Genomic DNA, 25,849 nt, shown 5'->3' on the forward strand with positions numbered 1-25,849 from the left:
CCGACGGGAACGATTTTTGGGGACTGCCATGCTGCGTCGATTCTTTGTGTTTGCCGTTTTTGGCAGTTTTCTGGGCTTGGTTGCTGGCTGCACCAATCCGAACGATCTTGATCAACCCGCTGTCGATCTGGGCGATTTCCGCCTTGGGCATAACATTGTGATTGCCCCGAAAATGGAAAAAGGCCCACTGAGCCGCGAGAAATCAAAAGAAGAGTGGACCGCTGCTGTTCAGGCGCGGATTGCGGAGCGGTTTGACCGCTATGAGGGCGAGAAGCTCTATCACTTTGGCGTCAGTCTGGAAGGCTACGTGCTGGCGCAGCCAGGTATCCCTATTGTGGCAAGCCCGAAGTCTGCCCTTATTATGCGCATCACCGTTTGGGACAATGCGGCCAACAAAAAGCTGAATGAAAAAGCACATCAGATTATCGTGTTTGAGCAGCTTTCTGGCGAGCAGGTGATTGGCTCTGGCTTGACCCAATCTGCCGATCAGCAGCTTGAGAACCTCAGCAAGAACGCGGCCAAGATGATTGAGCTGTGGCTGGTGCGCCAGCAGGCGGAGGAAGGCTGGTTTGCAACGGAGGCCGACGGCTAGGCCGAGCGACAAATTCGCGGGTTGATTTCCCTGTCAGAAGGTCATATGTGCGCGCTCAGATCAACTCTGGCTGCGCGCGAGCGGGCCGTAACATGAAGGGGTGCCAACGCGATGGCAAAGGAAAAGTTTAGCCGTAACAAACCGCACTGCAACATCGGCACGATTGGTCACGTTGACCACGGCAAGACGACGTTGACAGCAGCGATCACGAAATACTTCGGTGACTTCAAAGCGTACGACCAGATTGATGGCGCGCCAGAAGAGAAAGCCCGTGGTATCACGATTTCAACAGCGCACGTTGAGTATGAGACAGAGAACCGTCACTACGCACACGTCGACTGCCCAGGCCACGCGGACTATGTGAAGAACATGATCACGGGTGCGGCGCAGATGGACGGCGCGATGTTGGTTGTGAACGCGGCCGACGGCCCGATGCCACAGACACGCGAGCACATTCTGCTTGGCCGTCAGGTTGGCATCCCGTCAATGGTTGTTTTCATGAACAAAGTTGACCAGGTTGACGACGAAGAGCTTCTTGAGCTCGTTGAAATGGAAATCCGTGAGCTTCTGTCAGCTTATGATTACCCAGGTGACGACATTCCAGTGATCGCGGGCTCAGCGCTTGCGGCGATGGAAGGCCGTGACGCGAACATCGGCGAAGACAAGATCCGTGAATTGATGGCGGCTGTTGATGAGTACATCCCACAGCCTCCACGCGCGATCGACGAGCCCTTCCTTCTGCCAATCGAAGACGTGTTCTCAATCTCAGGCCGCGGCACAGTTGTGACGGGTCGTGTTGAGCGTGGCGCGATCAACGTTGGCGACGAAATGGAAATCGTTGGTATCCGCGACACCAAGAAAACGACCTGCACAGGCGTTGAAATGTTCCGCAAGCTGCTTGATCGCGGTGAAGCTGGCGACAACGTTGGCGTTCTTCTTCGCGGCATCGACCGTGAAGGTGTTGAGCGTGGCCAGGTTCTTTGTAAGCCCGGTTCTGTGAACCCGCACACCAAGTTTGAGGCAGAAGTTTACATTCTGACCAAAGACGAAGGTGGCCGTCACACGCCGTTCTTCGCGAACTACCGTCCACAGTTCTACTTCCGTACAACGGACGTGACAGGCACGGTTGAGCTTCCAGAAGGCACGGAAATGGTTATGCCAGGCGACAACCTGAAGTTCGGCGTTGAGCTGATCGCGCCTATCGCGATGGAGCAAGGCCTGCGCTTTGCGATCCGCGAAGGCGGCCGTACCGTTGGTTCGGGCGTTGTTGCGAAGATCGTTGAGTAAGCTCTAGAGCTTATACAGACTTAGAAAGGGCCGCCTCATAAGGGCGGCCCTTTTTCTGTGACAGGTCTTCGGGTGGTGCGCCCTGTGGATCGTTTGACGGATTTGGAATTCTGGTCACATTTCCTCTTGCCCCAAGCCCCTAGCCCCTGTAATGCACCCGAGTTCGCTGGACAAACAGCGTGAGGCGGGATTCGGTCCCGCCTTTGTAGTTTGTCTGGGTTCGACGAGGGCAGGGGGAATGAGCCTCCTGTCGTCCTATCAACCTCAAGCCTGAAAGGGCGAATGATATGCAAAGCCAAAATATCCGCATCCGGCTCAAGGCATTCGACTATCGTGTACTGGATGCCAGCACACAAGAGATCGTCGCAACTGCCAAGCGCACCGGTGCGCAGGTTCGTGGGCCCATCCCACTGCCAAACAAGATCGAAAAATTCACTGTTCTGCGTGGCCCACACGTGAACAAGAAATCACGCGACCAGTTTGAGATCCGCACACACAAGCGTCTTCTCGACATCGTTGATCCAACACCACAGACAGTGGACGCGCTCATGAAGCTCGACCTCGCTGCTGGCGTTGACGTTCAGATTTCGGTTTAAGGAGAGTATCACATGCGCTCCGGTGTAATCGCAAAGAAAGTGGGCATGACCCGCTTGTTCATGGAAGACGGTAAGCAGATCCCTGTGACCGTTCTTCAACTCGACGCGCTTCAGGTTGTTGACCAGCGCACAGAAGAGCGTGACGGCTACACAGCTGTTCAGCTCGGTGCAGGCACAGCCAAAGCCAAACGCACATCGCAAGCGATGCGCGGCCACTTCTCAAAAGCCTCAGTTGAGCCAAAGCGCAAGGTTGCGGAATTCCGCGTCACTGCGGATAACCTCATCGCAATCGGCGAAGAGATCTCGGCTGAGCATTATGTGACAGGTCAAAAAGTTGACGTTGCAGGCACATCAATCGGTAAAGGTTTTGCCGGTGCGATGAAGCGCCACAACTTCGGCGGCCTTCGCGCTTCGCACGGTGTATCTATCTCGCACCGTTCACACGGCTCAACAGGCCAGTGTCAGGATCCGGGCAAAGTCTTCAAAGGTAAGAAGATGGCTGGCCACATGGGTGCTGTGCGCGTCACAACGCAGAACCTTGAAGTTGTCAAAACCGATGCAGGCCGTGGCCTCATCATGGTCAAAGGCGCCGTTCCTGGCTCCAAAGGCGGTTGGGTCACAATCAAGGACGCTGTCAAAAAGAAACTCCCTGAGAACGTGCCTTTCCCGGCAGCTCTCAAATCAGCGGCCAAAGCAGCTGCCGTGACTGAAGCTCCGGCTGAAGAAGCGCCTGCGGAAGGTGGTGAAGCATGAAATTTGATGTAATCAAACTCGACGGCGGCAAAGCCGGCTCTGTAGAGCTGTCTGACGACCTCTTTGGTCTTGAGCCACGCGCCGACATTCTGCACCGTGTGGTGCGCTGGCAGCGTAACAACGCCCAAGCCGGCACACACAAGGTAAAGACACGCTCAGAAGTGAGCTATTCCACGAAGAAGATCTATCGCCAAAAAGGCACAGGTGGCGCACGCCACGGTGCACGTTCGGCGCCTATCTTCCGCGGGGGTGGTGTTTACAAAGGCCCAGTCGTTCGCGACCACGGCCACGACCTGACCAAGAAGTTCCGCAAACTCGGCCTGCGCCACGCGCTGTCAGCCAAGATGAAAGCGGGCGAATTGGTTGTGATCGAGAACGCAGAGTCTGCTGGTAAGACAGCGGCACTGGCCAAGCAGGTCAAAGACCTCGGCTGGAAGCGCGCACTCGTGATCGACGGCGCAACTGTGAACGAAGACTTCGCACAAGCAGCCCGCAACATTGAAGGCCTCGACATCCTGCCGACAATGGGCGCAAACGTATACGATATCCTCAAGCGTGACACACTCGTGATCACCAAAGCGGGTCTCGAAGCATTGGAGGCTCGCCTGAAATGAGCACACAAGCAAAACACTACGATGTGATCCGCAAGCCGATCATCACAGAAAAAGCGACTATGGCGTCAGAGAACGGTGCTGTTGTTTTTGAAGTGCATATCGACGCCAACAAGCCCCAGATCAAAGAAGCGGTTGAAACGCTCTTTGGTGTGAAGGTGAAAGCGGTCAACACGACGATCACCAAAGGTAAAGTGAAGCGTTTCCGCGGCCAGCTCGGCAAGCGTAAAGACGTGAAAAAAGCCTATGTGACGCTCGAAGAGGGCAACACAATCGACGTGAACACTGGTCTGTAAGGACTGGCGTTTCGTGAGAGACATGAGAGGCCCCTCGCTGAAAAGCGGGGGGCTTTTTTTGTGTTTGCTACTTAAGGGGTCATCAGGGCAAATGAATCAAACTCAGGTTGTGTCGAGCTTGTCTTTCAGGCAGGTTTCTTGAAGAGACCATAAGGAGGATTCGTGTGAGGCTACCATTTCTTAGTGTTTGTTTTTGGGCTGTCGTAGCGTTGTCTGTTAATGCTCAAGAAGGCGACAGTACCGATCTTTCTCGATACGAAGTATTTAAGGAGGGAGAGACTATTGTTTCGCTAGATCGTTTGCAGACAATGGAAGACGAATACAAAACACTAGTGGCCGAAGCTGAGTGCAAAGAAGCTCTTCCGATGATCGTTGCCTTCTATGAAGCAGCAAATAAGACATCAAACATTCTGCGAAGAGGAAACGAGCCATTCTATGACGCGACAAGAGATGATAGAGAGAGTGTGGGCCGCAATCGAGATTTGCTGAACACTCTGATTGCTGCCGAGAATGCTTCGAACAATCTGATTAAACAAAGAAACGTTGCCTGGGTTGAAGAGGCCAAGTGCCTTCTTCAAGTTGGCGACAACGAGGCTGCAATCCATAGGCTATACAGAGCTCTCGATTACATTGGAACGGACCATGATGAACAAGCTCTGTGGAAGGAAGCTAGGGACTTACTATGGAAAGAGGTGGGCTTTAGAACAGATCAGTAAGGACCAGGCGTGGGGCACTGTACAATCGACTTGTTCGCTTGTTCCTTGCTAAGCCCAACCCGGAACCAAGGCCGTAGGCCGCCGGGCATCGACGACGCGCTCCCACGCGGCGGCGATATGTTGAGGCTGGGCGCGCCCTTCGAAAGTTCTTCGGATTTGGCTGAGATAAAGTGGCTCTAACATACCGAGGATCGCCACCGCGCGCGTCTTCGAGGCCCGTCTCTGTGTCACCCCGCGGGCCAGCGAGAGCGCGGCTTGGTTGGCGGGGGTGGCCCGCCGATGTGCGGCTTGCGCGCATACCCAATAAAATAAGCGCCTAGCTATAGACAGCCCCGAGCTTCCCCTCTATACGAGCCAAGTCGCGTGGCCTCAGATTCGTCTGGGGCCTGTTACATTTTTCGCTGGGGACCTTCGGGGCCCTAAAAGACCGAGCCAAACAAAGCTCGAAACATACTGGTCGGGGCAACCCGACCTTGCTTAACGGAAGACAGAAAGCATGGCACTTAAGTCGTATAAACCGACGACGCCGGGCCAACGTGGGTTGGTGCTGATTGACCGTTCGGAGCTCTGGAAAGGACGCCCCGTCAAAGCCCTCACCGAGGGTCTGACGAAATCGGGTGGCCGGAACAACACCGGACGCATTACATCACGTCGTCGTGGTGGTGGGGCGAAACGCCTCTACCGTATCGTAGATTTCAAACGCAACAAGCTGGACATTGCAGCCACGGTTGAACGGATCGAATATGACCCGAACCGGACCGCGTTTATCGCTCTTGTGAAATATGAAGATGGTGAGCAGGCTTATGTGCTTGCGCCTCAGCGTCTGGCCGTTGGTGACAAGATCATCTCCTCAGCCAAAGCTGACATCAAGCCAGGCAACGCAATGCCTTTCTCTGGCATGCCGATCGGCACGATCATTCACAACATCGAAATGAAGCCAGGCAAGGGCGGGCAGATTGCACGCGCAGCCGGCACATATGCACAGTTCGTTGGCCGCGATGGTGGCTACGCTCAGATCCGTCTGAGCTCGGGCGAGCTTCGCATGGTGCGTCAGGAATGCATGGCCACTGTTGGTGCTGTTTCAAACCCTGACAACTCAAACCAGAACTTCGGTAAAGCCGGCCGTATGCGCCACAAAGGCAAGCGTCCGAGCGTTCGTGGTGTTGTTATGAACCCGATCGATCACCCCCACGGTGGTGGTGAAGGCCGGACTTCAGGTGGTCGTCACCCAGTGACACCTTGGGGTAAGCCAACGAAGGGTGCTCGCACTCGCAACAAGAACAAAGCGTCAAGCAAGCTTATTATCCGCTCGCGTCACGCCAAGAAGAAGGGGCGGTAACATATGTCACGCTCTGTTTGGAAAGGCCCCTTTGTGGATGCTTACGTGCTTAAGAAAGCCGAAGCGACACGCGAGAGCGGCCGTAACGAAGTCATCAAGATCTGGTCGCGTCGTTCGACGATCCTGCCACAGTTCGTGGGTCTCACGTTCGGTGTCTACAACGGCCAGAAGCACATTCCTGTAAACGTCACAGAAGACATGATCGGTCAGAAGTTTGGTGAGTATTCACCAACACGCACCTATTATGGCCATGCTGCTGACAAAAAAGCGAAGCGGAAGTAAGCCATGAGCAAGGATAAAAATCCCCGCCGCGTGGCAGACAACGAAGCAATGGCAAAACTGCGCATGCTCCGTACCAGCCCGCAAAAACTGAACCTCGTCGCAGCCATGATCCGCGGCAAGAAAGTTGACAAGGCCCTCACGGACCTGACTTTCTCTAAGAAACGGATCGCGGAAGACGTGAAAAAATGTCTTCAGTCGGCGATTGCCAATGCTGAAAACAACCACAACCTCGACGTTGATGATCTCATCGTTGCTGAGGCCTATGTGGGCAAAAACCTGATCATGAAACGTGGCCGGCCACGGGCTCGTGGACGCTTTGGCAAGATCGTCAAGCCGTTCTCAGAGCTCACAATCTTGGTGCGTCAGGTAGAGGAGCAAGCATAATGGGTAACAAAGTAAATCCGATTGGCATGCGCCTTCAGGTTAACCGTACATGGGATAGCCGCTGGTTTGCGAACACAAAAGACTTTGGCGATCTTCTTCTTGAAGACCTCAAAATCCGTGAGTTCGTTGGCAAAGAGTGCAAGCAAGCGGGCATCGCCCGTGTGATCATCGAACGTCCGCACAAAAAGTGCCGCGTGACGATCCACACAGCACGCCCTGGTGTGATCATTGGCAAGAAAGGCGCGGACATCGAGACGCTCCGCAAGAAGATTGCCACGCTCACAAACAGCGAGCTTCACCTCAACATCGTTGAAGTGCGCAAGCCAGAGATGGACGCTGCTCTCGTTGCCGAGAGCATTGCCCAGCAGCTCGAGCGCCGTGTGTCTTTCCGCCGTGCTATGAAGCGCAGCGTTCAGAACGCAATGCGTATGGGCGCGCTTGGTATTCGTATCAACGTTGCTGGCCGTTTGGGTGGCGCGGAAATCGCGCGGACCGAATGGTACCGCGAAGGTCGCGTTCCGCTTCACACACTGCGTGCGGATATCGACTATGCTCACGCCGAAGGCATGACAGCATATGGCATCATCGGCATCAAAGTCTGGATCTTCAAAGGCGAGATCATGGAACACGATCCACAGGCTCATGATCGTCGCGCGCAACAATTCCAAGATGGCCCTGCACCTCGTGGTGCTGGCGGCCGTCGTTAAGGGGGGGCTGGGATATGCTTCAACCAAAGCGCACTAAATTCCGCAAGCAGCACAAAGGCCGGATCAAAGGTCTTGCGAAAGGCGGCTCCGATCTGAACTTCGGGACATACGGTCTTAAGGCTCTCGAGCCTGAGCGCGTAACAGCCCGCCAGATCGAAGCAGCTCGTCGTGCCATGACGCGTCACATGAAGCGTCAGGGCCGTGTCTGGATCCGTATCTTCCCGGATGTGCCTGTCACAGCCAAGCCCATCGAAGTTCGTATGGGTAAAGGTAAGGGTTCTGTGGACCGTTGGACTGCCAAGGTTAAGCCTGGTCGTGTTATGTTTGAAATCGACGGTGTCGACGAGGATATTGCACGCGAAGCGCTCCGCCTTGCGGCTATGAAGCTGCCGATCAAATCACGCGTTGTTGTACGCGAAGATTGGTAAGCAGCTCGGAAGCGCCTAGGCGCTTTCGGACAGAGCTAAGATAAAAAAGCCCCCGTGCGAGTGATCGCGCGGGGGCTTTGCTTTGTGGGGGCTTCAGACGCTGCGCGCGGGAGCGCTCAGAGTAGGGTGATCTGGGAGCGTGTGGACATGCTGTCGTCTTCAAGGCGTTTGGCTTCGCCGATGTGCCACATGAGGCCTGACTGGCCTTGGGAGGCGGCTGTGCCGAGGTTGTCTGCGGAGACGCGGGCCTTGTCGGCACTTTCTGAGAGCGCAGCAGCAAGAGCGGCGCGGGCGTCGCGGATGGCGTTGAAGCGGGCGTCATACTCTTCTTGGGAGAGTGCGTTGGCGGCCTTTTGTTGTTTGAGGCGCGCCAGCTCGGCGTTTTGCTGAGCGAGCACTTGGGGGAGGGTCTGTTTGATCTCGCTGAGTTGTTTGCCCGCATCGAGCAGGGTGTTTGACAGCTCTTGTTTGGAGACTTGGGCAACGCGTGCGGCAACTTTGCGTTTGCCGTGCTCGTGGCCGACAACCGCGCCGACAACACCGCCCGCCACTGCGCCTGTAACGCACTTCTGTGCGCTGCTGGCTGAAATCAGGCCGAGCCCACAGCCCAGTGAAGCACCGATTACGGCTCCTTTGCCTGTGGACTTGCGCACCAGCTCATCCGCCATACGGTTGAGGCTTGCGGCCTGCGCGTCAATTTCTGCGTATTGCGACGACGCGGCGAAGGCCATCGGCGTGGCTTGGCTGCGCGTCGGGCTTTCGTGAATGCTTCCACAGGCTGAGAGAGCTGTGAGCGCGAGAACGGAAAGCGCGGTGTGCTTCAGGGTGATCATGGGTAGACTGCCTCTTCAAATCTTATTTTGAGAGACAATCACCTAGGAATGTGGCGAAAATCGGGAATTTGGAAACAATTCTTGTGAAACTGTCACCGTGTCCCCGATTAGACCGTCATGACCATTTGTAATTGAATGAGACGCTGATCCGGTCGTCTTCGGACATGTTCATCGGGACTTCGTGGCGCAGCCAGCTTTCCCAGAGGAGCACATCACCGACTTTTGGCGCGGCGTAGACAAATGTCTGTGCGTCGCGGCCTGCTGTTTTGAGACGCGGCGGTGCGGCCATCATGCGGGCGGAACGGGGGTCTTCCAGCTTGAGGGCTGACGCGCCGTCTGGCATGGCGACATAGGTTGTCCCGCTGATGGCTGAGTGGGGGTGGATATGAGAGGAGTGCATCCCGCCTTCGGGGAGGATGTTGATCCAGAGGTCTTCAAGCTCAAGCTTGCCGTCCCCGAGGTCCAGCTCCAGCGCTTTCGCGAAGGCCGCAACGTGTAGATCAAGCGATGTGATCAGATCGGCAAACACAGGCGAGCGCCAGCCAAGGTCTGTGAGCGAGGCGTAAGAGGTGTAGCCTGGGTAGCCATTGTCTTCGCACCATTGCTGGCCTGCCTCGTCATCATCAGCAATGCCGTAGCAGGAGCTTTCCAGCTCGTCTGGATTGATGGCGGGTCCGTGCTCTGACAGGGCGGCACGGTAGAGGCGGGTCACGAAGAGGGATTCTATATCTGACATGAGGATTTGATATCCTGAGACATCAAAAAGGACCAGCGTATATGATCTATGGCAAGGACCAAGTAGTTTAGAATGATTATAGTGTGCGGTATGCGATCAGGAGGGAAGAATGGCTGCAGCACATAACAAATCAGAACTGATGAAAGTCACGGCTAAGGAGTGGGATCGGATTTACCCGCTCTTGAAAGATCTTCCCGAAGAGTTGGCCGTTTTGCCAGACGAAGAGGGCTTCAGCATCAAAGATGTTGTGGTGCATCGTGCACATTGGATCGGTTTGTTTTTAAGGTGCTATCATGACGGTTGGGAGACGCTCGACGCGCTTTTTCCCAAGAAAAGCTACCGTCGGAGCGATTTGAAGCGCTATAGCTTGGCTCTGCGTCAGCGTGAGAAGGATGTGTCTTGGCCGGAAGCATTGGCGCGGCTTGACGCTGCGCAGGAAGAACTTGTCGCGCTCATTGATACCCTGAGTGATGCGCAGCTTTATGGCGGGCCGATGGCGGGCTCACACAACAGTTGGAGCACGGGGCGTTGGGCCGAGGCCGCTGGACCAAGTCATCTCCGACTGGCTTTAAAATATGTCCGAAAGAGGCTTCGGGATATGAAGCAGTGATGACAAGAACCTAAATGCACGGCTGCGGAAGGAGCTGGTCATAACGTGTTGAGCCACTAGGCCAATATCCGCGTAGAGCGCCAACGTTGTGCCAGATTCGATTGTACAGTGTGTAAATACCTGCGAAAATTTCAATATGAGTCGTGTTTAAGGGGTGGTAATATGCGCGTAGCTCAAACAAAGGTTGATCTTGTTGGTATCTCTCGGGCGGAGTGGAGCAAGCTTATGCTCACCCTGGAATGTGTGCCTGATGATGTGGCGGAAAGGTTGGATGCTGACGGCCAGTCTATCAAAGATGTTGTGGCGCATGGCGCGCTGGCGATCGGGCTTGTGCTTGGCTGGTATGCTGATGGACAGGCAGGACGCGACGGCCCGCCCAAGAAATACTGCTCGCGTGATCTGAAATTTAATCCGACCACATTGCGCACATGGCAAGAAGAGCTGAGCTGGCCTGAGACGCGGACATTGCTCGGGTCTGCGCATGAGCGCCTGATGGGGCTGGTGGAAGAGCTTGACGACACTGCGCTCTACGGCTGCCCTATGAAAGGTGTACGCAACAACTGGAGCATGGGCCGCTGGGCGGAAGCTGCTGGGGCAGGGCATTACCGCAGCACGCGGCGCTATATCAGCAAGCGCATGAAGCCTCTTGTGGCTTAAATATGTGTGAGATAGGAGCCTAAGCTCTGGGCCAGAGGGCCTGCGCGAAAGGACTCTTGTGAAAACTGTCGATGTTGTGAAGTGGGTTGCCACTGCCGTCCAGCTTGTTGGCTATGGTCTTACGGGGCTGAATATTGTGCCGTGGAATGTGTTTGCTTTCTTTATTGGTATCTTTCTTTGGTTTGCCGTTGGAGTGATGTGGAAGGACCGTGCGATTATGGTTGTCCATGTCGGGGCGTTTGTCTCACTCTTTGCGGGCTATCTGAACTCTTGAGGGACAGGCGCAAAAGCTTTTCCCGATAGGGCTTGCCAGCACACCAAAAGGAGCCTATACGGCCCACTTCTACCCATGAACTCCACTGGAATCAGGGTCACGCTTGCTTGCGGCCTACCAGTGATGTTGAAAAAGGAAATAACCATGAACGCATCAGACCTGCGTGACAAGTCGGTTGACCAGCTCAAAGAAGAGCTGTCAAACCTCAAGAAAGAAAGCTTCAACCTGCGCTTCCAGTCGGCCACAGGCCAAATGGAAAACACTGCACGTGTGCGTGAAGTGAAGCGGACAACAGCCCGCGTGCTGACAATCCTCAACGAAAAAGCCGCTGCTGCGGCTGCAGAATAAGGGAGCCTGAGTTATGCCAAAGCGTATCCTCACAGGCGTAGTAACAAGCAACCAAAACGAGCAAACCGTAACGGTTTCTGTTGAACGTCGCTTCACACACCCTGTTCTGAAGAAGACAATCCGTAAGTCCAAGAAGTACCGGGCTCACGATGAGAAGAACGCCTACAACGTAGGTGACCAAGTGCGGATCGTCGAATGTGCGCCCCGTTCAAAAACCAAACGTTGGGAAATTCTGGAGGCGTAAGCCTTTAGAGCAACCAATATTAGAAACCCTGGGGAAAAGGCCACGCATCGGCCCCCCATAGGTCAGGAGAAACCATATGATCCAGATGCAAACAAATCTGGATGTTGCTGACAACTCAGGCGCTCGCCGAGTTCAGTGCATCAAGGTTCTGGGTGGTTCCAAGCGTCGTTACGCTTCGGTCGGCGATATTATCGTCGTATCCGTTAAGGAAGCCATCCCACGCGGTCGCGTAAAGAAGGGTGACGTGCGTAAAGCTGTCGTCGTTCGTACGGCCAAAGAAGTTCGTCGCGATGACGGCACAGCGATCCGCTTTGACCGTAACGCGGCCGTTATCCTCAACAACAACAACGAGCCTGTCGGCACCCGTATCTTCGGGCCAGTTGTTCGTGAGCTGCGCGCCAAGAACTTCATGAAAATCATCTCACTCGCGCCGGAGGTGCTGTAAGATGGCTGCAAAGTTGAAAAAAGGTGACAAGGTCACTGTTCTGACTGGCAAAGATAAGGGCAAAGAGGGCGTTATCACGTCTATCGACCCTAAAGCCGGTAAAGCACTGGTTGACGGTGTGAACATGGCGATCCGCCACACCAAGCAAACTCAGACAAGCCAAGGTGGCCGCATCCCGAAAGCGATGCCAATCCAGCTCAGCAATCTGGCAATTCTTGACAAAAATGGCAAAGCGACTCGCGTTGGCTTCAAAATTGAAGGCGACAAGAAGGTTCGTTACGCCAAGACCACGGGGGACGTGATCGATGCTTGATACAGCAACCTACACCCCACGCCTCAAAGAGCTTTATGACACGACAATTCGTGCCGCTCTGAAAGAGGAGTTCGGCTATAAGAACGCGATGCAGACACCTGCACTCGAAAAAATCGTTCTGAACATCGGCTGTGGCCGTGCCGCCGTAAAAGACAGCAAAAAAGCCAAGTCAGCCGTGGAAGATCTCACGCTGATCGCTGGTCAACAGGCTGTTATGACCATTGCGAAGAACTCCATCGCGGGTTTCCGCGTTCGTGAAGGCATGCCAATGGGCGCGAAAGTGACCCTGCGCGGCGCGCGTATGTACGAATTCATGGATCGTCTGATCACGATTGCTATGCCACGTATCCGCGACTTCCGCGGCGTATCTGGCAAGAGCTTTGACGGCCGTGGCAACTATGCCATGGGTCTCAAAGAGCACATCGTTTTCCCAGAAATCGACTTTGATAAAGTCGACGAAAACTGGGGTATGGACATCGTTATTGCCACAACCGCAAAGACCGACGCGGAAGCCAAGAGCCTGTTGAAAGCTTTCAACATGCCCTTCAACAGCTGATCCGCGGGAGGAAAGAGACAATGGCTAAGAAATCAATGGTAGCTCGCGAAGTTAAGCGCCAAAAGCTGGTGGAGAAATTCGCCGCTAAACGCGCTGCTCTCAAAGAGATCATCAGTGACCAAAGCAAGCCTATGGAAGAGCGTTTCCGCGCTTCTCTCGCGCTTGCAAAACTTCCGCGCAACAGCTCGGCCACACGCTTGCACAACCGTTGCCAGCTGACAGGCCGCCCTCACGCTTACTACCGTAAGCTGAAGGTTTCGCGGATCATGCTTCGGGAACTCGGCTCAAACGGCCAGATCCCCGGCATGGTTAAATCGAGCTGGTAAGGAGAGCATAACATGAACGATCCTATCGCCGATATGCTCACACGCATCCGCAACTCACAAATGCGCGGCAAGTCCACAGTGATGACGCCTGCATCTAAGTTGCGTGCTTGGGTACTCGATGTACTGGCTGACGAAGGCTATATCCGTGGCTACGAAAAAGTTACGGGCGCCGACGGCCACCCAGCACTTGAAATCAGCCTCAAGTATTATGAAGGCATTCCTGTAATTCGTGAGCTTAAGAGGGTTTCAAAGCCTGGCCGCCGCGTTTACATGAGCGCCAATGACATCCCCGAAGTCCGTCAGGGCCTTGGTGTGTCGATTGTCAGCACGTCTAAGGGCGTGATGTCGGACGCAGCTGCACGCAATGCCAAAGTTGGCGGCGAAGTGCTCTGCACAGTCTTCTAAGGAGGGGAATATGTCTCGTATTGGTAAAAAACCTGTCGATCTGCCTTCCGGTGTGACTGCGACTCTCTCGGGTCAGACCATTGAAGTGAAAGGCCCGAAAGCGACACAAACGTTCACTGCGACGGACGATGTGACACTGACTGTTGAAGAAAACGTAGTCAAAATCACACCGCGTGGAAACTCTAAGCGCGCGCGCCAGCAGTGGGGCATGAGCCGCACTGTTGTGGCCAACATGGTCACAGGCGTAAGCGTTGGCTTTAAGAAAGAGCTCGAAATCAACGGTGTTGGTTATCGTGCCTCTATGACGGATGCAAAAACACTCAAGTTGATGCTCGGTCTTAGCCACGACGTAAACTATGAAGTGCCTGAAGGTGTCACGGTAACCTGCCCTAAGCAGACCGAGATCATCATTGAAGGTGATAATGCACAACTCGTTGGTCAAGTCGCGGCAAACATCCGTGAATACCGCAAGCCAGAGCCCTACAAAGGCAAAGGCATCAAATACAAAGACGAGTATATCTTCCGCAAGGAAGGCAAGAAGAAGTAAGGACCAGCATAATGGCAAACAGCAAAAGAACCCTGTTTCTGAAGCGCCGCATGCGCGTCCGGAACAAACTTCGCAAGGTAAACAGCGGCAAGATGCGCTTGTCTGTTCACCGTTCAAACAAAAACATCAGCGTGCAGCTGATCGACGATGTAAACGGCGTAACAGTCGCTGCAGCATCGACGCTCGAAAAAGCACTTGGTGTTGTCGGCAAGAACAACCTCGAAGCGGCAACGAAAGTTGGCGCGGCGATTGCCGAACGTGCGAAAAAAGCCGGCGTGGAAGTAGCATACTTCGACCGCGGTGGCTTCCTCTTCCACGGCAAAGTGAAGGCCTTGGCCGAAGCTGCGCGTGAAGGCGGTTTGAAAATCTAAGACTTGTGGGCGGCGCCCGTCGCCGCCCCGATGACTCAGGGGTGCTTCTTGCACCCACTAGGGTTGAAACAAACGGCGTGATAAGCGCGCCACCAATTGAAGGAATTGCCTCATGGCAGAACGTGAAAACCGTCGCGGCCCACGCCGCGAACGTGAGGAAGCACCAGAATTCGCAGACCGCTTGGTTGCGATCAACCGTGTTTCAAAAACAGTAAAAGGTGGTAAGCGCTTTGGTTTCGCCGCCCTCGTCGTTGTTGGCGACCAAAAAGGCCGCGTCGGCTTTGGCAAAGGTAAAGCCAAAGAAGTTCCTGAAGCGATCCGCAAAGCCACAGAGCAAGCGAAGCGCCAGATGATCCGCGTTCCACTGCGCGAAGGCCGCACTTTGCACCACGACACATCAGGCCGTCATGGCGCTGGTAAAGTGGTTATGCGGACAGCCCCACAGGGTACTGGTATCATCGCCGGTGGTCCAATGCGTGCCGTCTTCGAAATGCTCGGTGTTCAGGATGTTGTTGCGAAGTCTATCGGTTCGCAAAACCCTTACAACATGATCCGCGCCACAATCGATGGTCTGCAAAGCGAAAGCAGCCCACGTATGGTTGCACAGCGTCGTGGCAAAAAAGTAGCTGACATCCTCAAGCGTGAAGATGCCCCAGCTGCTGAAGCGCAAGACGCGTAAGGAGATAAGCACATGACAAAAACAATCGTTGTCAAACAGATCGGCTCTCCGATCCGTCGCCCCGCAAAACAGCGTGAAACGCTGATTGGCCTGGGCCTCAACAAAATGCACAAGACCCGCGAACTGGAAGACACTCCTTCCGTACGTGGAATGGTCAACAAGATCCCGCATCTTGTAACGATCATTGAAGAAAAGGGCTAAGTGCCCTGATCGGCTAACGCCTGTCTTTCGAAATAGAGAGCGCCCTCAGCCCAGCTGAGGGCGTTTTCTTTTGCGCTGTCGTGATGGGACGCTAAGGTCGGGTCAAACGGAGTGCGCTATGATTGTGAAACATCTCAAAGACATCCTCGGCACTAAAGCTCATGCTGCGGGCGAAGGCTGGGAAAGCCGTCGCATCCTGTTGGCAGCGGACGGGCTGGGCTATTCGTTGCACGACACTTTGGTGAGCGAAGGGGCGGCGCTTGAGCTTGAGTATAAGAACCATGTCGAGACAAACTATTGCATCGCGGGTGAGGGCGAAGTCGAAGAGGTCTCGACGGGGCGTGTCTGGCCGTTGGCGGCAGGAAGCGTTTATGTGCTCAATGCTCATGAGCGGCATATCTTGCGCGCTCTCAAGGGCGACTTGCGGCTTGTTTGCGTCTTCACCCCCGCATTGACGGGCGAGGAAGTGCACGACGAAAGCGGAAGCTACGCAGCAGAGGGCTGAAAGAAAAACGCCCCGAAGGATGAACCTCGGGGCGTTTTGATTACTTAGGCTGCGTTAGACGGGCGGCGTCTGCGCTGTTGGGGCTTGCCGCCACCGCCGCCCGCGTTGGCGGCTCCGCCACCGGGCTTGCCGCGACCACGGCCGCCGCCGCCACCGCCAGCTTTACCGCCACGACCACGACCGCCTCCGCCGCCGTTGGGGCGCTTTGCGCCTGCTTTGGTTTTTTCAAGAAGTTCGGCGGCCCATGAGGCTTTGCCTTCAACAGGGATATCCTTGCCGATGAGCTTCTGAATATCTTTCAATTCACCGATCTCTTCTGGCGAGCAATACGCGACCGCGCTGCCATCACGACCTGCGCGCGCTGTACGGCCGATGCGGTGCACATAGTTGTCCGCGACATTGGGCAGCTCGTAGTTGTAAACGTAGCGCACAGTCGGGATGTCGATGCCGCGTGCGGCGACGTCTGTGGCGACGAGAACTTTAACCTTGCCCTCTTTGAAGGCTTTGATTGCACGTTCGCGCTGGCCCTGGCTTTTGTTGCCGTGGATGCTGTCGGCGGCAAAGCCCGCCGCTTCGAGCTTTTTCTTCAGCTTTTCGGAGCCGTGCTTTGTGCGTCCGAAGACTAGCGCTGCTTCGTCTGGGTGCTTGCCGAGGTGCTCGATGAGCAGGGCAGGCTTGGCTGCTTGGGACACGAAGTGAACTGATTGGTCAATTTTATCAGCGGGTTTGCCGGGAGGGGCTGTTTCCACACGGATCGGATCGGTCAGGTAGGCGTTGGCGATCTCGTTCATGTTTTTCGGCATAGTGGCCGAGAATAGCATGGTCTGGCGCTCTTTGGGCAGAAGTGTCGCGATTTTGCGCAATGCGTGGATAAAACCGAGATCAAGCATTTGGTCAGCTTCATCGAGAACGAGGAAGCGCGCTTCGTCAAGGCGCACGGCGCGACGATCGATCAGATCAAGCAGACGGCCGGGTGTCGCGACGAGAATATCTGTGCCGCGCTCAAGCTTATTGGCCTGCACATTGAGGGAGGCACCGCCGATGACGAGGTTGATCCGTGTGCCTGTGCCTTTGGCGAAGCCGATCATGGCTTCCTGAATTTGTTTGGCCAGCTCACGCGTTGGCGCAAGGATAAGGCCGCGCACGGACTTGGGCGCTGGCTTGCCTTCCATACGGCCAATGGCTGTCAGGATGGGCAGGGAGAAGGCGGCTGTTTTGCCTGTGCCCGTTTGGGCGAGGCCGAGCACGTCACGGCCGTTCATGGCGTGGGGGATGGCTTTGGCCTGAATGGGCGTGGGCTCTGTGAGGCCAAGCTCTTGCAGGTTTGTCGAAAGGCGGGCGGGAAGGCCCAGCATGTCAAAATCCAAGATGGATATCCTTTGTATGTCACGCGCCAAAAGCGCGCATAAGTGCGCCGAAGCCCTAATACTGGGCTGCGCCTCACTCGTGGGTGACGCCAAAGAAGAAATACAGCCGAATTGCCGCACATCGCCTATGGCGTGTGACCCCCCGCGTGAAATGGGAACCGTTGGGAAAGTTTGCACTCCGATCAGCGCCATGATGCGCGGGCCCGCTCACGCGGCGGGCTCGGTTGTGCTGAGGGGGATATGGGGGAAGGGAAGGGATATGTCAATGGGCACGCGTTGCGGGCGCGTGAGGGGCTTGCGCTGTGACCTCTATCTGTCTATACGCCGCGAGTGGCCAATAATGGCTGCAGAATCAAAATCAAGAAACGCCGTGTTCGCCCATTACCGCTTCGGGGGCGCTTCCGGCTAGGAGAAGCGACATGAAACTTCACGAACTGCGCGACAACGCTGGCGCAACAAAAGCCCGCAAACGTATTGGCCGTGGTCCAGGCTCCGGCACTGGTAAGACCGGTGGCCGTGGTATCAAGGGTCAAAAGTCACGTTCAGGTGTGGCGATCAAAGGCTTTGAAGGCGGCCAAATGCCGCTCTACCAACGCTTGCCAAAGCGTGGCTTCAACAAGCCAAACCGTAAGAAATTTGCTGTTATCAACCTTGGTCTCATCCAGAAATTTGTGGACGAGAAGAAGCTTGATGCATCAGCGGCCATCACAGAAGAAGCACTCGTTGCAAGCGGCCTCGTGCGTCGCGTGCTCGACGGTGTGCGCGTTCTGGCGAAGGGCGAGATCACTGCCAAGTTGAACCTCGAAGTCACAGGCGCTTCTAAAGCTGCGATCGACGCAGTTGAAAAAGCAGGTGGCTCACTCAAGGTAACGGTCGCGGCAGCGGCAGAATAAGAGGTTGTGAGGCGCGCCTAAGCGCCTTACATACCCTTACAAGTTTTCCCAAAACGCCGCCTGTGCTTGGAAAATGCGCAGGCGGCGTTCATGCATAAGAGAGACCCTAATGGTATCCGCCGCAGAACAAATGGCCGCCAACACGAGCTGGGGGACGCTTTTTAAAGCTTCTGATCTGCGCTCGCGTATCCTTTTCACCCTTGGTTTGCTGATCGTTTATCGCCTTGGCACGTTTATTCCCGTACCGGGCATCGACGGCGCGGCGCTTCGTGAGTTTATGGAGCAGGCTGGGCAGGGCATCGGCGGGATGGTCTCGATGTTTACGGGCGGTGCGCTCGGACGGATGGGCATCTTTGCGCTCGGCATTATGCCTTATATCTCCGCGAGCATTATTGTTCAGCTTCTGACGTCGATGGTTCCTGCACTGGAGCAGTTGAAAAAAGAGGGCGAACAGGGCCGTAAAAAAATCAACCAATACACACGCTTCGGGACAGTTGCTCTGGCAACTCTGCAGTCCTACGGGCTTGCTGTGAGTATTTTTGGCGGCGATCTTGTGCAGCCGGATCTGCCCTATTGGTTCTTTGTGACCTCTTGCATGGTGACGCTGATCGGCGGCACGATGTTCCTGATGTGGCTCGGTGAGCAGATCACTGCACGCGGGATTGGCAACGGGATTTCACTTATTATTTTCGTTGGCATCATTGCCGAAGTGCCTGCTGCTTTGGCGCAGTTCTTTAGCCAAGGTCGCTCTGGCGCAATCAGCCCAGCAGTTCTTATTGCTGTGATCTTGATGGTTGTTGGCACGATTATGTTTGTGGTGTTCATGGAGCGCGCCCTGCGCAAGATCCACATCCAATATCCGCGCCGCCAAGTTGGCATGAAGATGTATGACGGCGGCTCAAGCCACTTGCCTGTCAAGGTTAACCCTGCGGGTGTTATTCCTGCGATCTTCGCGAGCTCGCTTCTTTTGCTTCCAACAACGATCAGTACGTTCAGCGCACAGGGGTCAACTGGCCCAGTGATGTCTTGGCTCTTGGCGTTCTTTGGCCCAGGTCAGCCGCTTTACCTTTTGTTCTTCGCGGGCATGATCGTGTTTTTTGCGTATTTTTATACGTTCAATGTGAGCTTCAAGCCTGATGAAGTTGCGGACAATCTCAAGAACCAGTCCGGCTTTGTCCCCGGTGTGCGCCCCGGCAAGAAAACGGCGGAGTATCTGGAGTATGTCGTGAACCGTATTCTGGTGCTTGGTGCGGCTTACCTTGCGGCAGTTTGTCTCCTTCCTGAGTTTCTGCGTGGTCAATTCACAATTCCGTTCTATTTTGGCGGCACATCGGTGCTGATTGTTGTGTCCGTGACTATGGACACAATCCAGCAAGTGCAGAGCCACTTGCTTGCGCACCAATATGAAGGTTTGATCGAAAGATCGCAGCTTTCTGGCAAGGGCCGGAAGCGCAAACGTAAAGGGACTACACGGCGATGAATATTATCCTACTCGGACCACCCGGAGCCGGCAAAGGCACGCAAGCAGCAAAACTTGTTGAAGAGCGCAATATGATTCAGCTCTCGACAGGCGACATGCTCCGTGAGGCGAAGACTTCGGGCACCGAGATGGGTAAAAAAGTTGCCGCTATCATGGATGCGGGAGAGCTTGTCACCGACGAGATCGTGATTGGCCTTATTCGCGAGAAGCTTGAAGGCGATAAAAAGGGTGGTTTCATTTTTGATGGCTTCCCACGCACGTTGCCTCAGGCTGACGCTTTGGCGGATCTTCTCGACGAGAAAGGCGAGAGCCTTGATGTAGTGATCGAAATGCAGGTCAATGATGAGGTGCTCGTTGAGCGTATCCTCAACCGTGCTGCCGAAGCTGTCGCCGCCGGTGGCGAAGCGCGTGCAGACGACAACGCCGAAAGCCTCAAGGTTCGCCTCATGGCGTACTACAAACAGACAGCGCCGCTGATTGGCTATTACTATGCTAAAGGCCAGCTGACCTCTGTTGATGGGCTTGGCGAGATCGAGGCTGTTAAGGCTGATATTGCGAAGGCTTTGGCGTAAGTCGGCTTTGCCTCTTTCAGAGGGGTTGACGCCCCACTGAAACACTCCTAAGACGCCCTATCTCTTAATTGAGTTTGATTCTGGTTCGGGTCGCCCCCAGGTAGAATCGCATCACCTCGAATTCAGCTGCGGCCCGAGCAAATGCTTCGGGCCTACGTTGTGAAAAAAGGGTCTGGAATTACGGACCCGCAACGAAAGGACAAAAGACGTATGGCACGTATCGCCGGCGTAAACATCCCGACCAATAAACGGGTCCCGATCGCCCTCACATATATCACTGGTATTGGTAACACTTCTGCCAAAGCCATCTGCGAAGCTGTTGGCATTGATGCCACACGTCGTATTAACGAGCTTTCCGACGCCGAAGTATTGGCTGTTCGTGAGCACATCGATGCGAACTACATGGTTGAAGGCGATCTTCGCCGTGAGACCTCTATGAACATCAAGCGCGCAATGGACCTTGGCTCATACCGTGGTCTTCGTCACCGCCGCAACTTGCCTGTTCGTGGTCAGCGCACGCATACCAATGCGCGCACCCGTAAAGGCCCGGCGAAAGCAATCGCCGGCAAGAAGAAATAAGGGAGGGTTTAATCAATGGCACGTGATACAAAACGCACCAAGCGTAAGGTCTCCAAGAACATCGCCACAGGTGTGGCGCATGTTAACTCGTCCTTCAACAACACCAAGATCCTGATCTCGGATGTTCAAGGCAACGCAATTGCATGGTCTTCTTCAGGCACAATGGGCTTTAAGGGCTCACGTAAGTCTACGCCTTATGCGGCGCAGATGGCTGCTGAAGATGCAGGCCGCAAGGCACAAGAGCACGGCGTCAAGACGCTTGAAGTTGAAGTTCAGGGCCCAGGCTCTGGCCGTGAATCAGCGCTCCGTGCGTTGGCGGCTGTTGGCTTCAACATCACGTCGATCCGTGACGTGACGCCTATGGCACACAACGGCTGCCGCCCACCAAAGCGTCGCCGCGTATAAGCAATCTACTCTTTGGGGCTGTGCATTCTGCGCGGCCCCATAACGTCATTTTAGCCTCGGGCGCGTGTGTCTTTAGGACATGGGACAACACGCAGGAATGGAGGGACGCATGATCCATAAGAATTGGCAGGAACTGATCAAGCCGACACAGCTTGATGTAAAGCCAGGCAACGACCCGTCGCGTCAGGCGACGCTGGTTGCAGAGCCGCTTGAGCGTGGCTTTGGTCTGACGCTCGGCAACGCCCTGCGCCGTATTCTGATGAGCTCGCTGCAAGGCGCGGCCATTACGTCGGTACAGATCGACAACGTATTGCACGAGTTCTCAAGTGTTGCTGGTGTGCGTGAAGACGTCACCGACATCGTCTTGAACCTCAAAGGCGTCGCCGTTCGTATGGACGTCGAAGGCCCAAAGCGTGTTTCTATCAATGCCAAAGGCCCAGGTGTTGTCACTGCCGGTGACATTTCTGACAGCGCTGGTATCGAAATCCTGAACCGTGACCACCTGATCTGCCACCTTGATGATGGCGCCGATCTCTACATGGAGCTGACTGTCAACACTGGCAAAGGCTATGTGGCTGCGGATAAGAACAAGCCAGAAGACGCGCCTATCGGCCTTATGCCGATCGATGCGATCTTCTCACCTGTGAAGCGCGTCAGCTATGACGTTCAGCCCACACGTGAAGGTCAGGTTCTGGACTATGACAAACTCACGATGAAAATCGAAACAGACGGCTCGGTGACGCCTGATGACGCGATGGCTTATGCTGCGCGCATCTTGCAAGACCAGCTTTCTATCTTCGTGAACTTCGATGAGCCTGAGGCCGCTGGCCGTCAGGAAGAAGACGATGGTCTCGAGTTCAACCCACTTCTCCTGAAGAAAGTGGACGAGCTGGAACTGTCTGTTCGTTCGGCAAACTGCCTGAAGAACGACAACATCGTTTACATCGGCGATCTGATCCAGAAAACCGAAGCCGAAATGCTGCGCACGCCAAACTTTGGCCGCAAGTCGCTGAACGAGATCAAGGAAGTGCTTTCGGGCATGGGCTTGCACCTCGGCATGGACGTAGAAGACTGGCCACCAGACAATATCGAAGATCTGGCGAAGAAATTCGAAGACGCCTTTTAAGAATTAGTAGGGTGCGCACTGGCTGCGCACCTTGCTTACTACTGGGCATACCGCCCCAAGGAGAGCGGCTGACACGCATCGGCCGCCAGACAAAGCAAAAACGCTCGTAGAGAGCACATTTAGGAGAAGACTATGCGTCACGCACGTGGATACCGCCGCCTGAACCGCACACATGAGCACCGCAAGGCGCTCTTTGCAAACATGGCAGGCTCGCTCATCGAACATGAGCAAATCAAAACAACTTTGCCAAAAGCAAAAGAACTGCGTCCGATCATCGAAAAGCTGATCACGCTCGGCAAGCGCGGCGATCTGCACGCGCGCCGTCAGGCCGCAAGCCAACTTAAGCAAGACGCTTATGTTGCGAAACTTTTCGAAATCCTCGGCCCACGCTACAAAGACCGTCAAGGCGGCTATGTGCGCATCATGAAAGCGGGCTTCCGCTATGGTGACATGGCGCCAATGGCGATCATCGAATTCGTAGAGCGCGACGTCAACGCAAAGGGCGCAAACGACAAAGCCCGCGTTGCTGCTGAAGACGCTGCTGCCGAATAAGAATTTGCGCAATTGCGCATGAAGAAGCCCCTTGCGAGAGCAGGGGGCTTTTTTTGTGCGCGCTTGCAATCTGCTCTGGAGCTTCGCATATCATGGGGCAAGAAGGAGCCTGCCGATGTTAAGACTTTTTGTGATGATCTTCGCTTTGGGAGCGGCGCCTCTGCTGGCCGAAACGCGTGTGCCGACGAGCCAAGCCGAGATTGGCCTCGGGTTTGCGCCGCTTGTGAAGGCCGCTGCGCCCGCTGTTGTGAATATATACGTCAAACGCGTGGTGCAGACGCGGTCTAGCCCGTTTCAGAATGATCCGCTCTTTGCCGATATGTTTCGCAACTTTGGCGAGCTGAAGCCGCGGGTCCAAAATTCGCTTGGCTCGGGGGTCATCCTGTCGAGCGATGGGTATGTGGTTTCAAACTATCATGTGGTGGGTGAGGCGACAGATATTCGCGTGGTGCTCAATGACCGCAGAGAATTTGAGGCGCGGGTTGTTCTTGCTGATGAGGAAAGCGACTTGGCGCTTTTGCAGCTTGAGGACGCGAGCGGCATGCCGCATCTCAGCCTGCGTGACAGTGATACTGTCGATGTTGGCGAACTGGTTCTGGCGATCGGGAACCCGTTTGGTGTTGGGCAGACTGTCAGCTCGGGGATTGTGTCGGGCTTGGCGCGTTCTGGCGGGGCAATGGGCTCGGCGCGTGGGTATTTCATTCAGACAGATGCGCCGATCAATCCGGGCAATTCGGGTGGGGCTTTGATTGATGTGAATGGCGCTTTGATTGGCGTGAATACGCGGATTGTGAGCCGCTCGGGTGGCTCAAATGGTATCGGATTTGCGATTCCTGCGAAGCTTGTGAAGGCGTTCATGGAGCAGGCCGAAGCAGGCAACACGCGTTTTGAACGGCCTTGGGCGGGAATCAACGGACAAGTTGTGGACGGCGATATTGCAGAGAGCATTGGGCTACGGGTTCCAAGCGGGATTATGATCACAGAGATGCACAGCGAGAGCCCGTTCTTTAAGGCAGGGATCGCGGCGGGGGATGTTATTTTGTCAGTCGATGAACAGGCTGTGAACACGCCGTCTGAGATGATCTTTCGGATGAGCGTTGTCGGGATTGGTGAAGATGTGAAGGTGACATTTTTCCGTGAGCAGGAGATCAACAGCCGTGCTGTCACATTGATGAGCGCGCCAGATGTGCCTGCGCGCGCGCCTGTGGTGACAGGCGATGAAACGCCGATGCCTGAGGTGACGCTGATCAATATCAATCCGAGGGTTTTGGCGCAGTTTGGTTTGCCTTTGTCTTCCGATGGTGTGGTTGTGGCCGAAACGGGGCCTTATGGCGCACGTGCAGGTCTGCGCGCGGGTGATGTGATCGCTGAGATCAACGGCGCGCGGGTCTCAGACACAAGGGAGGCGCTGCGTAAGCTTGAAGCCTCTGGCCGCTGGCTCGGTTTGCTTATTGTGCGGGGCGGTAAGCCGCTTCAGCTCAAGTTCAGGCTCTGAGATGGCGGATCTGTTTGACAGCGCGCCCGAAGGCGGCAGAGCGAAGGCGGGGCCACGCCCCTTGGCAGACAAGCTGCGGCCCAAGACGCTTGGCGAATTGATCGGTCAGCCTAAAGTGATCGGCCCTGATGCACCGCTGACGGTCATGCTGGCGTCAGGCACGCTGACCTCGCTTGTCTTTTGGGGGCCGCCTGGTGTGGGCAAGACGACGATTGCGCGGCTTTTGGCGGATGAAACTGATCTGCATTTTGTCCAGATCAGCGCAATCTTCTCGGGTGTCGCGGACTTGAAGAAAGTCTTTGAGGCGGCCAAGCACAGGCACGCCAACGGACAGGGAACGCTTCTGTTTGTGGATGAAATCCATCGCTTCAACAAAGCCCAGCAGGACGGCTTTTTGCCCTTCATGGAGGACGGTACGATCCTGCTTGTCGGTGCGACAACCGAAAACCCAAGCTTTGAGCTGAATGCGGCTTTGCTGTCGCGGGCGCAGGTTTTGGTGTTGGAGCGCTTGGGGCTGGCTGATCTTGAGAAGCTTGCACAGCGCGCCGAGAAGGAGCTGGGACGTGCGTTGCCGCTTGATGGCCATGCGCGTGAGGCATTGCTTGAGATGGCCGATGGCGACGGGCGGGCTTTGCTTGGCTTGATTGAGCAGGTCAATGCTTGGAGCCTTACGGGGAAGCTTGACCGCGAGGCGCTGGCCAAGCGGCTGATGCGGCGAGCGGCAAAATACGACAAATCGGGCGATGAGCACTACAACCTGATTTCTGCGCTGCACAAATCTGTGCGCGGATCGGACCCAGACGCTGCGCTCTATTGGTTTGCGCGGATGCTGGAAGGCGGGGAAGACCCACGGTTTCTGGCGCGGCGCCTGACGCGGATGGCGGTGGAAGACATCGGGCTGGCAGACATGCAGGCGCAGGATGTTTGTTTGCAAAGCTGGCAGACTTATGAGCGCCTTGGGAGTCCAGAAGGGGAACTCGCACTGGCGCAAGCGGTGATTTATCTGGCCCTCGCGCCAAAATCTAACGCCGCCTACGTCGCTTACAAGGGGGCACGTAAGGAGGCCAAGCGCACTGGCAGTGAGCCGCCACCCAAGCATATCCTCAATGCACCTACATCGCTTATGTCGGATCAGGGCTATGGCGCGGGCTATGCCTATGACCACGATGCGGAAAACGGATTCTCGGGACAAAACTACTTCCCCGAGACTATGAAGCGGCCTGTGCTTTATCAGCCTGTTGAGCGCGGGTTTGAACGAGAACTCAAAAAACGGATCGATTGGTTCGCAAAACAGCGGCTTTCGCGGCAAAAAGCTGGCAAAACTTGACAAAGGGGCGCG

39 protein-coding genes are annotated in these 25,849 nt (G+C 55.3%); 36 read left to right on the forward strand and 3 right to left on the reverse strand.

Translation table 11 applies throughout. The features are described 5' to 3' along the window. Positions 1–28 precede the first annotated feature (28 nt). From DSM117340_RS01705 to rplP, 12 genes are all read left to right on the forward strand, one after another. Positions 29–592 (forward strand): hypothetical protein, encoded by a 564-nt coding sequence (locus tag DSM117340_RS01705; RefSeq protein ID WP_089887353.1) that lies wholly within the window; start codon positions 29–31, stop codon positions 590–592. Between the two features lie 111 nt (positions 593–703). Then, positions 704–1,879 carry an elongation factor Tu gene (tuf, locus tag DSM117340_RS01710; RefSeq protein WP_354689837.1) on the forward strand — a complete coding sequence of 392 codons (1,176 nt, stop codon included), beginning with the start codon at positions 704–706 and terminating at the stop codon, positions 1,877–1,879. A 287-nt stretch (positions 1,880–2,166) separates the two neighbouring features. Then, positions 2,167–2,475: a 30S ribosomal protein S10 gene (rpsJ, locus tag DSM117340_RS01715; RefSeq protein WP_089887356.1), complete on the forward strand. Its 309-nt coding sequence runs from the start codon at positions 2,167–2,169 to the stop codon at positions 2,473–2,475. Positions 2,476–2,487: 12 nt separating this feature from the next. Continuing rightward, positions 2,488–3,228 (forward strand): 50S ribosomal protein L3, encoded by a 741-nt coding sequence (gene rplC / locus DSM117340_RS01720; protein WP_089887358.1) that lies wholly within the window; start codon positions 2,488–2,490, stop codon positions 3,226–3,228. Then, positions 3,225–3,842, forward strand: a complete 618-nt coding sequence (gene rplD / locus DSM117340_RS01725; protein ID WP_089887359.1) for a 50S ribosomal protein L4 — start codon at positions 3,225–3,227, stop codon at positions 3,840–3,842. The genes rplC and rplD overlap by 4 nt, the downstream gene beginning before the upstream one ends. Continuing rightward, the gene (locus DSM117340_RS01730) at positions 3,839–4,135 is read left to right on the forward strand and encodes a 50S ribosomal protein L23 (RefSeq protein WP_089887361.1); all 297 of its coding nucleotides are present in this window, start codon (positions 3,839–3,841) and stop codon (positions 4,133–4,135) included. Before rplD ends, DSM117340_RS01730 begins: the two co-directional genes overlap by 4 nt. 164 nt (positions 4,136–4,299) lie before the next feature. Continuing rightward, on the forward strand, positions 4,300–4,851 hold the full coding sequence (locus tag DSM117340_RS01735; protein WP_089887362.1) for a hypothetical protein: 552 nt from the start codon (positions 4,300–4,302) through the stop codon (positions 4,849–4,851). A 496-nt stretch (positions 4,852–5,347) separates the two neighbouring features. Then, complete coding sequence (rplB, locus tag DSM117340_RS01740) at positions 5,348–6,190, forward strand: 50S ribosomal protein L2 (protein ID WP_089887364.1); 843 nt, start codon at positions 5,348–5,350, stop codon at positions 6,188–6,190. Between the two features lie 3 nt (positions 6,191–6,193). After that, entirely contained in the window at positions 6,194–6,472 is a 279-nt protein-coding gene (gene rpsS, locus DSM117340_RS01745) for a 30S ribosomal protein S19 (protein WP_089887365.1), read from the forward strand. A gap of 3 nt (positions 6,473–6,475) precedes the next feature. Continuing rightward, positions 6,476–6,856 carry a 50S ribosomal protein L22 gene (rplV, locus tag DSM117340_RS01750; protein WP_089887367.1) on the forward strand — a complete coding sequence of 127 codons (381 nt, stop codon included), beginning with the start codon at positions 6,476–6,478 and terminating at the stop codon, positions 6,854–6,856. After that, positions 6,856–7,563 (forward strand): 30S ribosomal protein S3, encoded by a 708-nt coding sequence (gene rpsC / locus DSM117340_RS01755; RefSeq protein ID WP_089887368.1) that lies wholly within the window; start codon positions 6,856–6,858, stop codon positions 7,561–7,563. The genes rplV and rpsC overlap by 1 nt, the downstream gene beginning before the upstream one ends. A gap of 14 nt (positions 7,564–7,577) precedes the next feature. Continuing rightward, positions 7,578–7,991 (forward strand): 50S ribosomal protein L16, encoded by a 414-nt coding sequence (gene rplP / locus DSM117340_RS01760; RefSeq protein ID WP_089887370.1) that lies wholly within the window; start codon positions 7,578–7,580, stop codon positions 7,989–7,991. A 116-nt stretch (positions 7,992–8,107) separates the two neighbouring features. Here rplP and DSM117340_RS01765 read toward each other — a convergent pair whose 3' ends face one another. Both DSM117340_RS01765 and DSM117340_RS01770 read right to left on the reverse strand, forming a co-directional pair. Then, positions 8,108–8,824: a hypothetical protein gene (locus tag DSM117340_RS01765; RefSeq protein WP_089887372.1), complete on the reverse strand. Its 717-nt coding sequence runs from the start codon at positions 8,822–8,824 to the stop codon at positions 8,108–8,110. A 115-nt stretch (positions 8,825–8,939) separates the two neighbouring features. Next, on the reverse strand, positions 8,940–9,560 hold the full coding sequence (locus DSM117340_RS01770; protein ID WP_089887374.1) for a TIGR02466 family protein: 621 nt from the start codon (positions 9,558–9,560) through the stop codon (positions 8,940–8,942). A 109-nt stretch (positions 9,561–9,669) separates the two neighbouring features. On the opposite strand from DSM117340_RS01770, the gene DSM117340_RS01775 reads away from it, so the two are divergent. The 15 genes from DSM117340_RS01775 to DSM117340_RS01845 all read left to right on the forward strand — a co-directional run bounded on the left by DSM117340_RS01775 (position 9,670) and on the right by DSM117340_RS01845 (position 16,041). Then, positions 9,670–10,170: a ClbS/DfsB family four-helix bundle protein gene (locus DSM117340_RS01775; protein WP_089887375.1), complete on the forward strand. Its 501-nt coding sequence runs from the start codon at positions 9,670–9,672 to the stop codon at positions 10,168–10,170. A gap of 162 nt (positions 10,171–10,332) precedes the next feature. Then, entirely contained in the window at positions 10,333–10,827 is a 495-nt protein-coding gene (locus DSM117340_RS01780; RefSeq protein WP_089887376.1) for a ClbS/DfsB family four-helix bundle protein, read from the forward strand. Between the two features lie 58 nt (positions 10,828–10,885). After that, on the forward strand, positions 10,886–11,101 hold the full coding sequence (locus DSM117340_RS01785) for a DUF6552 family protein (RefSeq protein ID WP_089887378.1): 216 nt from the start codon (positions 10,886–10,888) through the stop codon (positions 11,099–11,101). Between the two features lie 144 nt (positions 11,102–11,245). Further along, positions 11,246–11,449 carry a 50S ribosomal protein L29 gene (gene rpmC, locus DSM117340_RS01790; protein ID WP_089887380.1) on the forward strand — a complete coding sequence of 68 codons (204 nt, stop codon included), beginning with the start codon at positions 11,246–11,248 and terminating at the stop codon, positions 11,447–11,449. A 13-nt stretch (positions 11,450–11,462) separates the two neighbouring features. Beyond that, complete coding sequence (gene rpsQ / locus DSM117340_RS01795) at positions 11,463–11,693, forward strand: 30S ribosomal protein S17 (protein ID WP_089887382.1); 231 nt, start codon at positions 11,463–11,465, stop codon at positions 11,691–11,693. Positions 11,694–11,769: 76 nt separating this feature from the next. Beyond that, positions 11,770–12,138: a 50S ribosomal protein L14 gene (gene rplN / locus DSM117340_RS01800; RefSeq protein ID WP_089887383.1), complete on the forward strand. Its 369-nt coding sequence runs from the start codon at positions 11,770–11,772 to the stop codon at positions 12,136–12,138. Between the two features lies 1 nt (position 12,139). Further along, positions 12,140–12,451: a 50S ribosomal protein L24 gene (rplX, locus tag DSM117340_RS01805; RefSeq protein WP_089887385.1), complete on the forward strand. Its 312-nt coding sequence runs from the start codon at positions 12,140–12,142 to the stop codon at positions 12,449–12,451. Further along, entirely contained in the window at positions 12,444–13,007 is a 564-nt protein-coding gene (rplE, locus tag DSM117340_RS01810; RefSeq protein WP_089887386.1) for a 50S ribosomal protein L5, read from the forward strand. The genes rplX and rplE overlap by 8 nt, the downstream gene beginning before the upstream one ends. A 20-nt stretch (positions 13,008–13,027) precedes the next feature. Then, positions 13,028–13,333: a 30S ribosomal protein S14 gene (rpsN, locus tag DSM117340_RS01815; RefSeq protein WP_089887388.1), complete on the forward strand. Its 306-nt coding sequence runs from the start codon at positions 13,028–13,030 to the stop codon at positions 13,331–13,333. A gap of 12 nt (positions 13,334–13,345) precedes the next feature. Further along, positions 13,346–13,738 (forward strand): 30S ribosomal protein S8, encoded by a 393-nt coding sequence (gene rpsH / locus DSM117340_RS01820; protein WP_089887389.1) that lies wholly within the window; start codon positions 13,346–13,348, stop codon positions 13,736–13,738. A 10-nt stretch (positions 13,739–13,748) separates the two neighbouring features. Next, positions 13,749–14,285, forward strand: a complete 537-nt coding sequence (gene rplF, locus DSM117340_RS01825) for a 50S ribosomal protein L6 (RefSeq protein ID WP_089887391.1) — start codon at positions 13,749–13,751, stop codon at positions 14,283–14,285. Positions 14,286–14,296: 11 nt separating this feature from the next. After that, positions 14,297–14,656: a 50S ribosomal protein L18 gene (gene rplR, locus DSM117340_RS01830; RefSeq protein WP_089887393.1), complete on the forward strand. Its 360-nt coding sequence runs from the start codon at positions 14,297–14,299 to the stop codon at positions 14,654–14,656. Between the two features lie 112 nt (positions 14,657–14,768). Next, complete coding sequence (gene rpsE, locus DSM117340_RS01835) at positions 14,769–15,335, forward strand: 30S ribosomal protein S5 (RefSeq protein WP_089887395.1); 567 nt, start codon at positions 14,769–14,771, stop codon at positions 15,333–15,335. Positions 15,336–15,347: 12 nt separating this feature from the next. Beyond that, entirely contained in the window at positions 15,348–15,536 is a 189-nt protein-coding gene (gene rpmD / locus DSM117340_RS01840; protein ID WP_089887397.1) for a 50S ribosomal protein L30, read from the forward strand. A gap of 118 nt (positions 15,537–15,654) precedes the next feature. Next, positions 15,655–16,041 carry an ectoine synthase gene (locus DSM117340_RS01845; RefSeq protein WP_089887399.1) on the forward strand — a complete coding sequence of 129 codons (387 nt, stop codon included), beginning with the start codon at positions 15,655–15,657 and terminating at the stop codon, positions 16,039–16,041. 44 nt (positions 16,042–16,085) lie between these two features. Here DSM117340_RS01845 and DSM117340_RS01850 read toward each other — a convergent pair whose 3' ends face one another. After that, positions 16,086–17,396: a DEAD/DEAH box helicase gene (locus DSM117340_RS01850; RefSeq protein WP_089888877.1), complete on the reverse strand. Its 1,311-nt coding sequence runs from the start codon at positions 17,394–17,396 to the stop codon at positions 16,086–16,088. Between the two features lie 431 nt (positions 17,397–17,827). Between DSM117340_RS01850 and rplO the strand changes: the two genes are divergently transcribed. The 9 genes from rplO (at position 17,828) to DSM117340_RS01895 (ending at position 25,837) form a co-directional block, all read left to right on the forward strand. After that, positions 17,828–18,301, forward strand: a complete 474-nt coding sequence (rplO, locus tag DSM117340_RS01855; RefSeq protein WP_089887402.1) for a 50S ribosomal protein L15 — start codon at positions 17,828–17,830, stop codon at positions 18,299–18,301. Between the two features lie 109 nt (positions 18,302–18,410). After that, on the forward strand, positions 18,411–19,781 hold the full coding sequence (gene secY, locus DSM117340_RS01860; RefSeq protein ID WP_089887404.1) for a preprotein translocase subunit SecY: 1,371 nt from the start codon (positions 18,411–18,413) through the stop codon (positions 19,779–19,781). Continuing rightward, on the forward strand, positions 19,778–20,353 hold the full coding sequence (locus DSM117340_RS01865; protein WP_089887406.1) for an adenylate kinase: 576 nt from the start codon (positions 19,778–19,780) through the stop codon (positions 20,351–20,353). The genes secY and DSM117340_RS01865 overlap by 4 nt, the downstream gene beginning before the upstream one ends. A 210-nt stretch (positions 20,354–20,563) precedes the next feature. Beyond that, positions 20,564–20,932: a 30S ribosomal protein S13 gene (gene rpsM, locus DSM117340_RS01870; protein WP_089887408.1), complete on the forward strand. Its 369-nt coding sequence runs from the start codon at positions 20,564–20,566 to the stop codon at positions 20,930–20,932. A 15-nt stretch (positions 20,933–20,947) separates the two neighbouring features. Continuing rightward, entirely contained in the window at positions 20,948–21,337 is a 390-nt protein-coding gene (gene rpsK / locus DSM117340_RS01875) for a 30S ribosomal protein S11 (protein ID WP_089887410.1), read from the forward strand. A gap of 109 nt (positions 21,338–21,446) precedes the next feature. Then, complete coding sequence (locus tag DSM117340_RS01880; RefSeq protein WP_089887412.1) at positions 21,447–22,463, forward strand: DNA-directed RNA polymerase subunit alpha; 1,017 nt, start codon at positions 21,447–21,449, stop codon at positions 22,461–22,463. A 132-nt stretch (positions 22,464–22,595) separates the two neighbouring features. Further along, entirely contained in the window at positions 22,596–23,015 is a 420-nt protein-coding gene (rplQ, locus tag DSM117340_RS01885; protein WP_089887414.1) for a 50S ribosomal protein L17, read from the forward strand. A 115-nt stretch (positions 23,016–23,130) separates the two neighbouring features. Continuing rightward, entirely contained in the window at positions 23,131–24,510 is a 1,380-nt protein-coding gene (locus DSM117340_RS01890) for a trypsin-like peptidase domain-containing protein (protein ID WP_089887416.1), read from the forward strand. 1 nt (position 24,511) lies between these two features. Further along, positions 24,512–25,837: a replication-associated recombination protein A gene (locus DSM117340_RS01895; RefSeq protein ID WP_354689838.1), complete on the forward strand. Its 1,326-nt coding sequence runs from the start codon at positions 24,512–24,514 to the stop codon at positions 25,835–25,837. Positions 25,838–25,849 lie beyond the last annotated feature (12 nt).

This window comes from Lentibacter algarum, assembly GCF_040580765.1.
In the GTDB taxonomy this organism is placed as follows: domain Bacteria; phylum Pseudomonadota; class Alphaproteobacteria; order Rhodobacterales; family Rhodobacteraceae; genus Lentibacter; species Lentibacter algarum.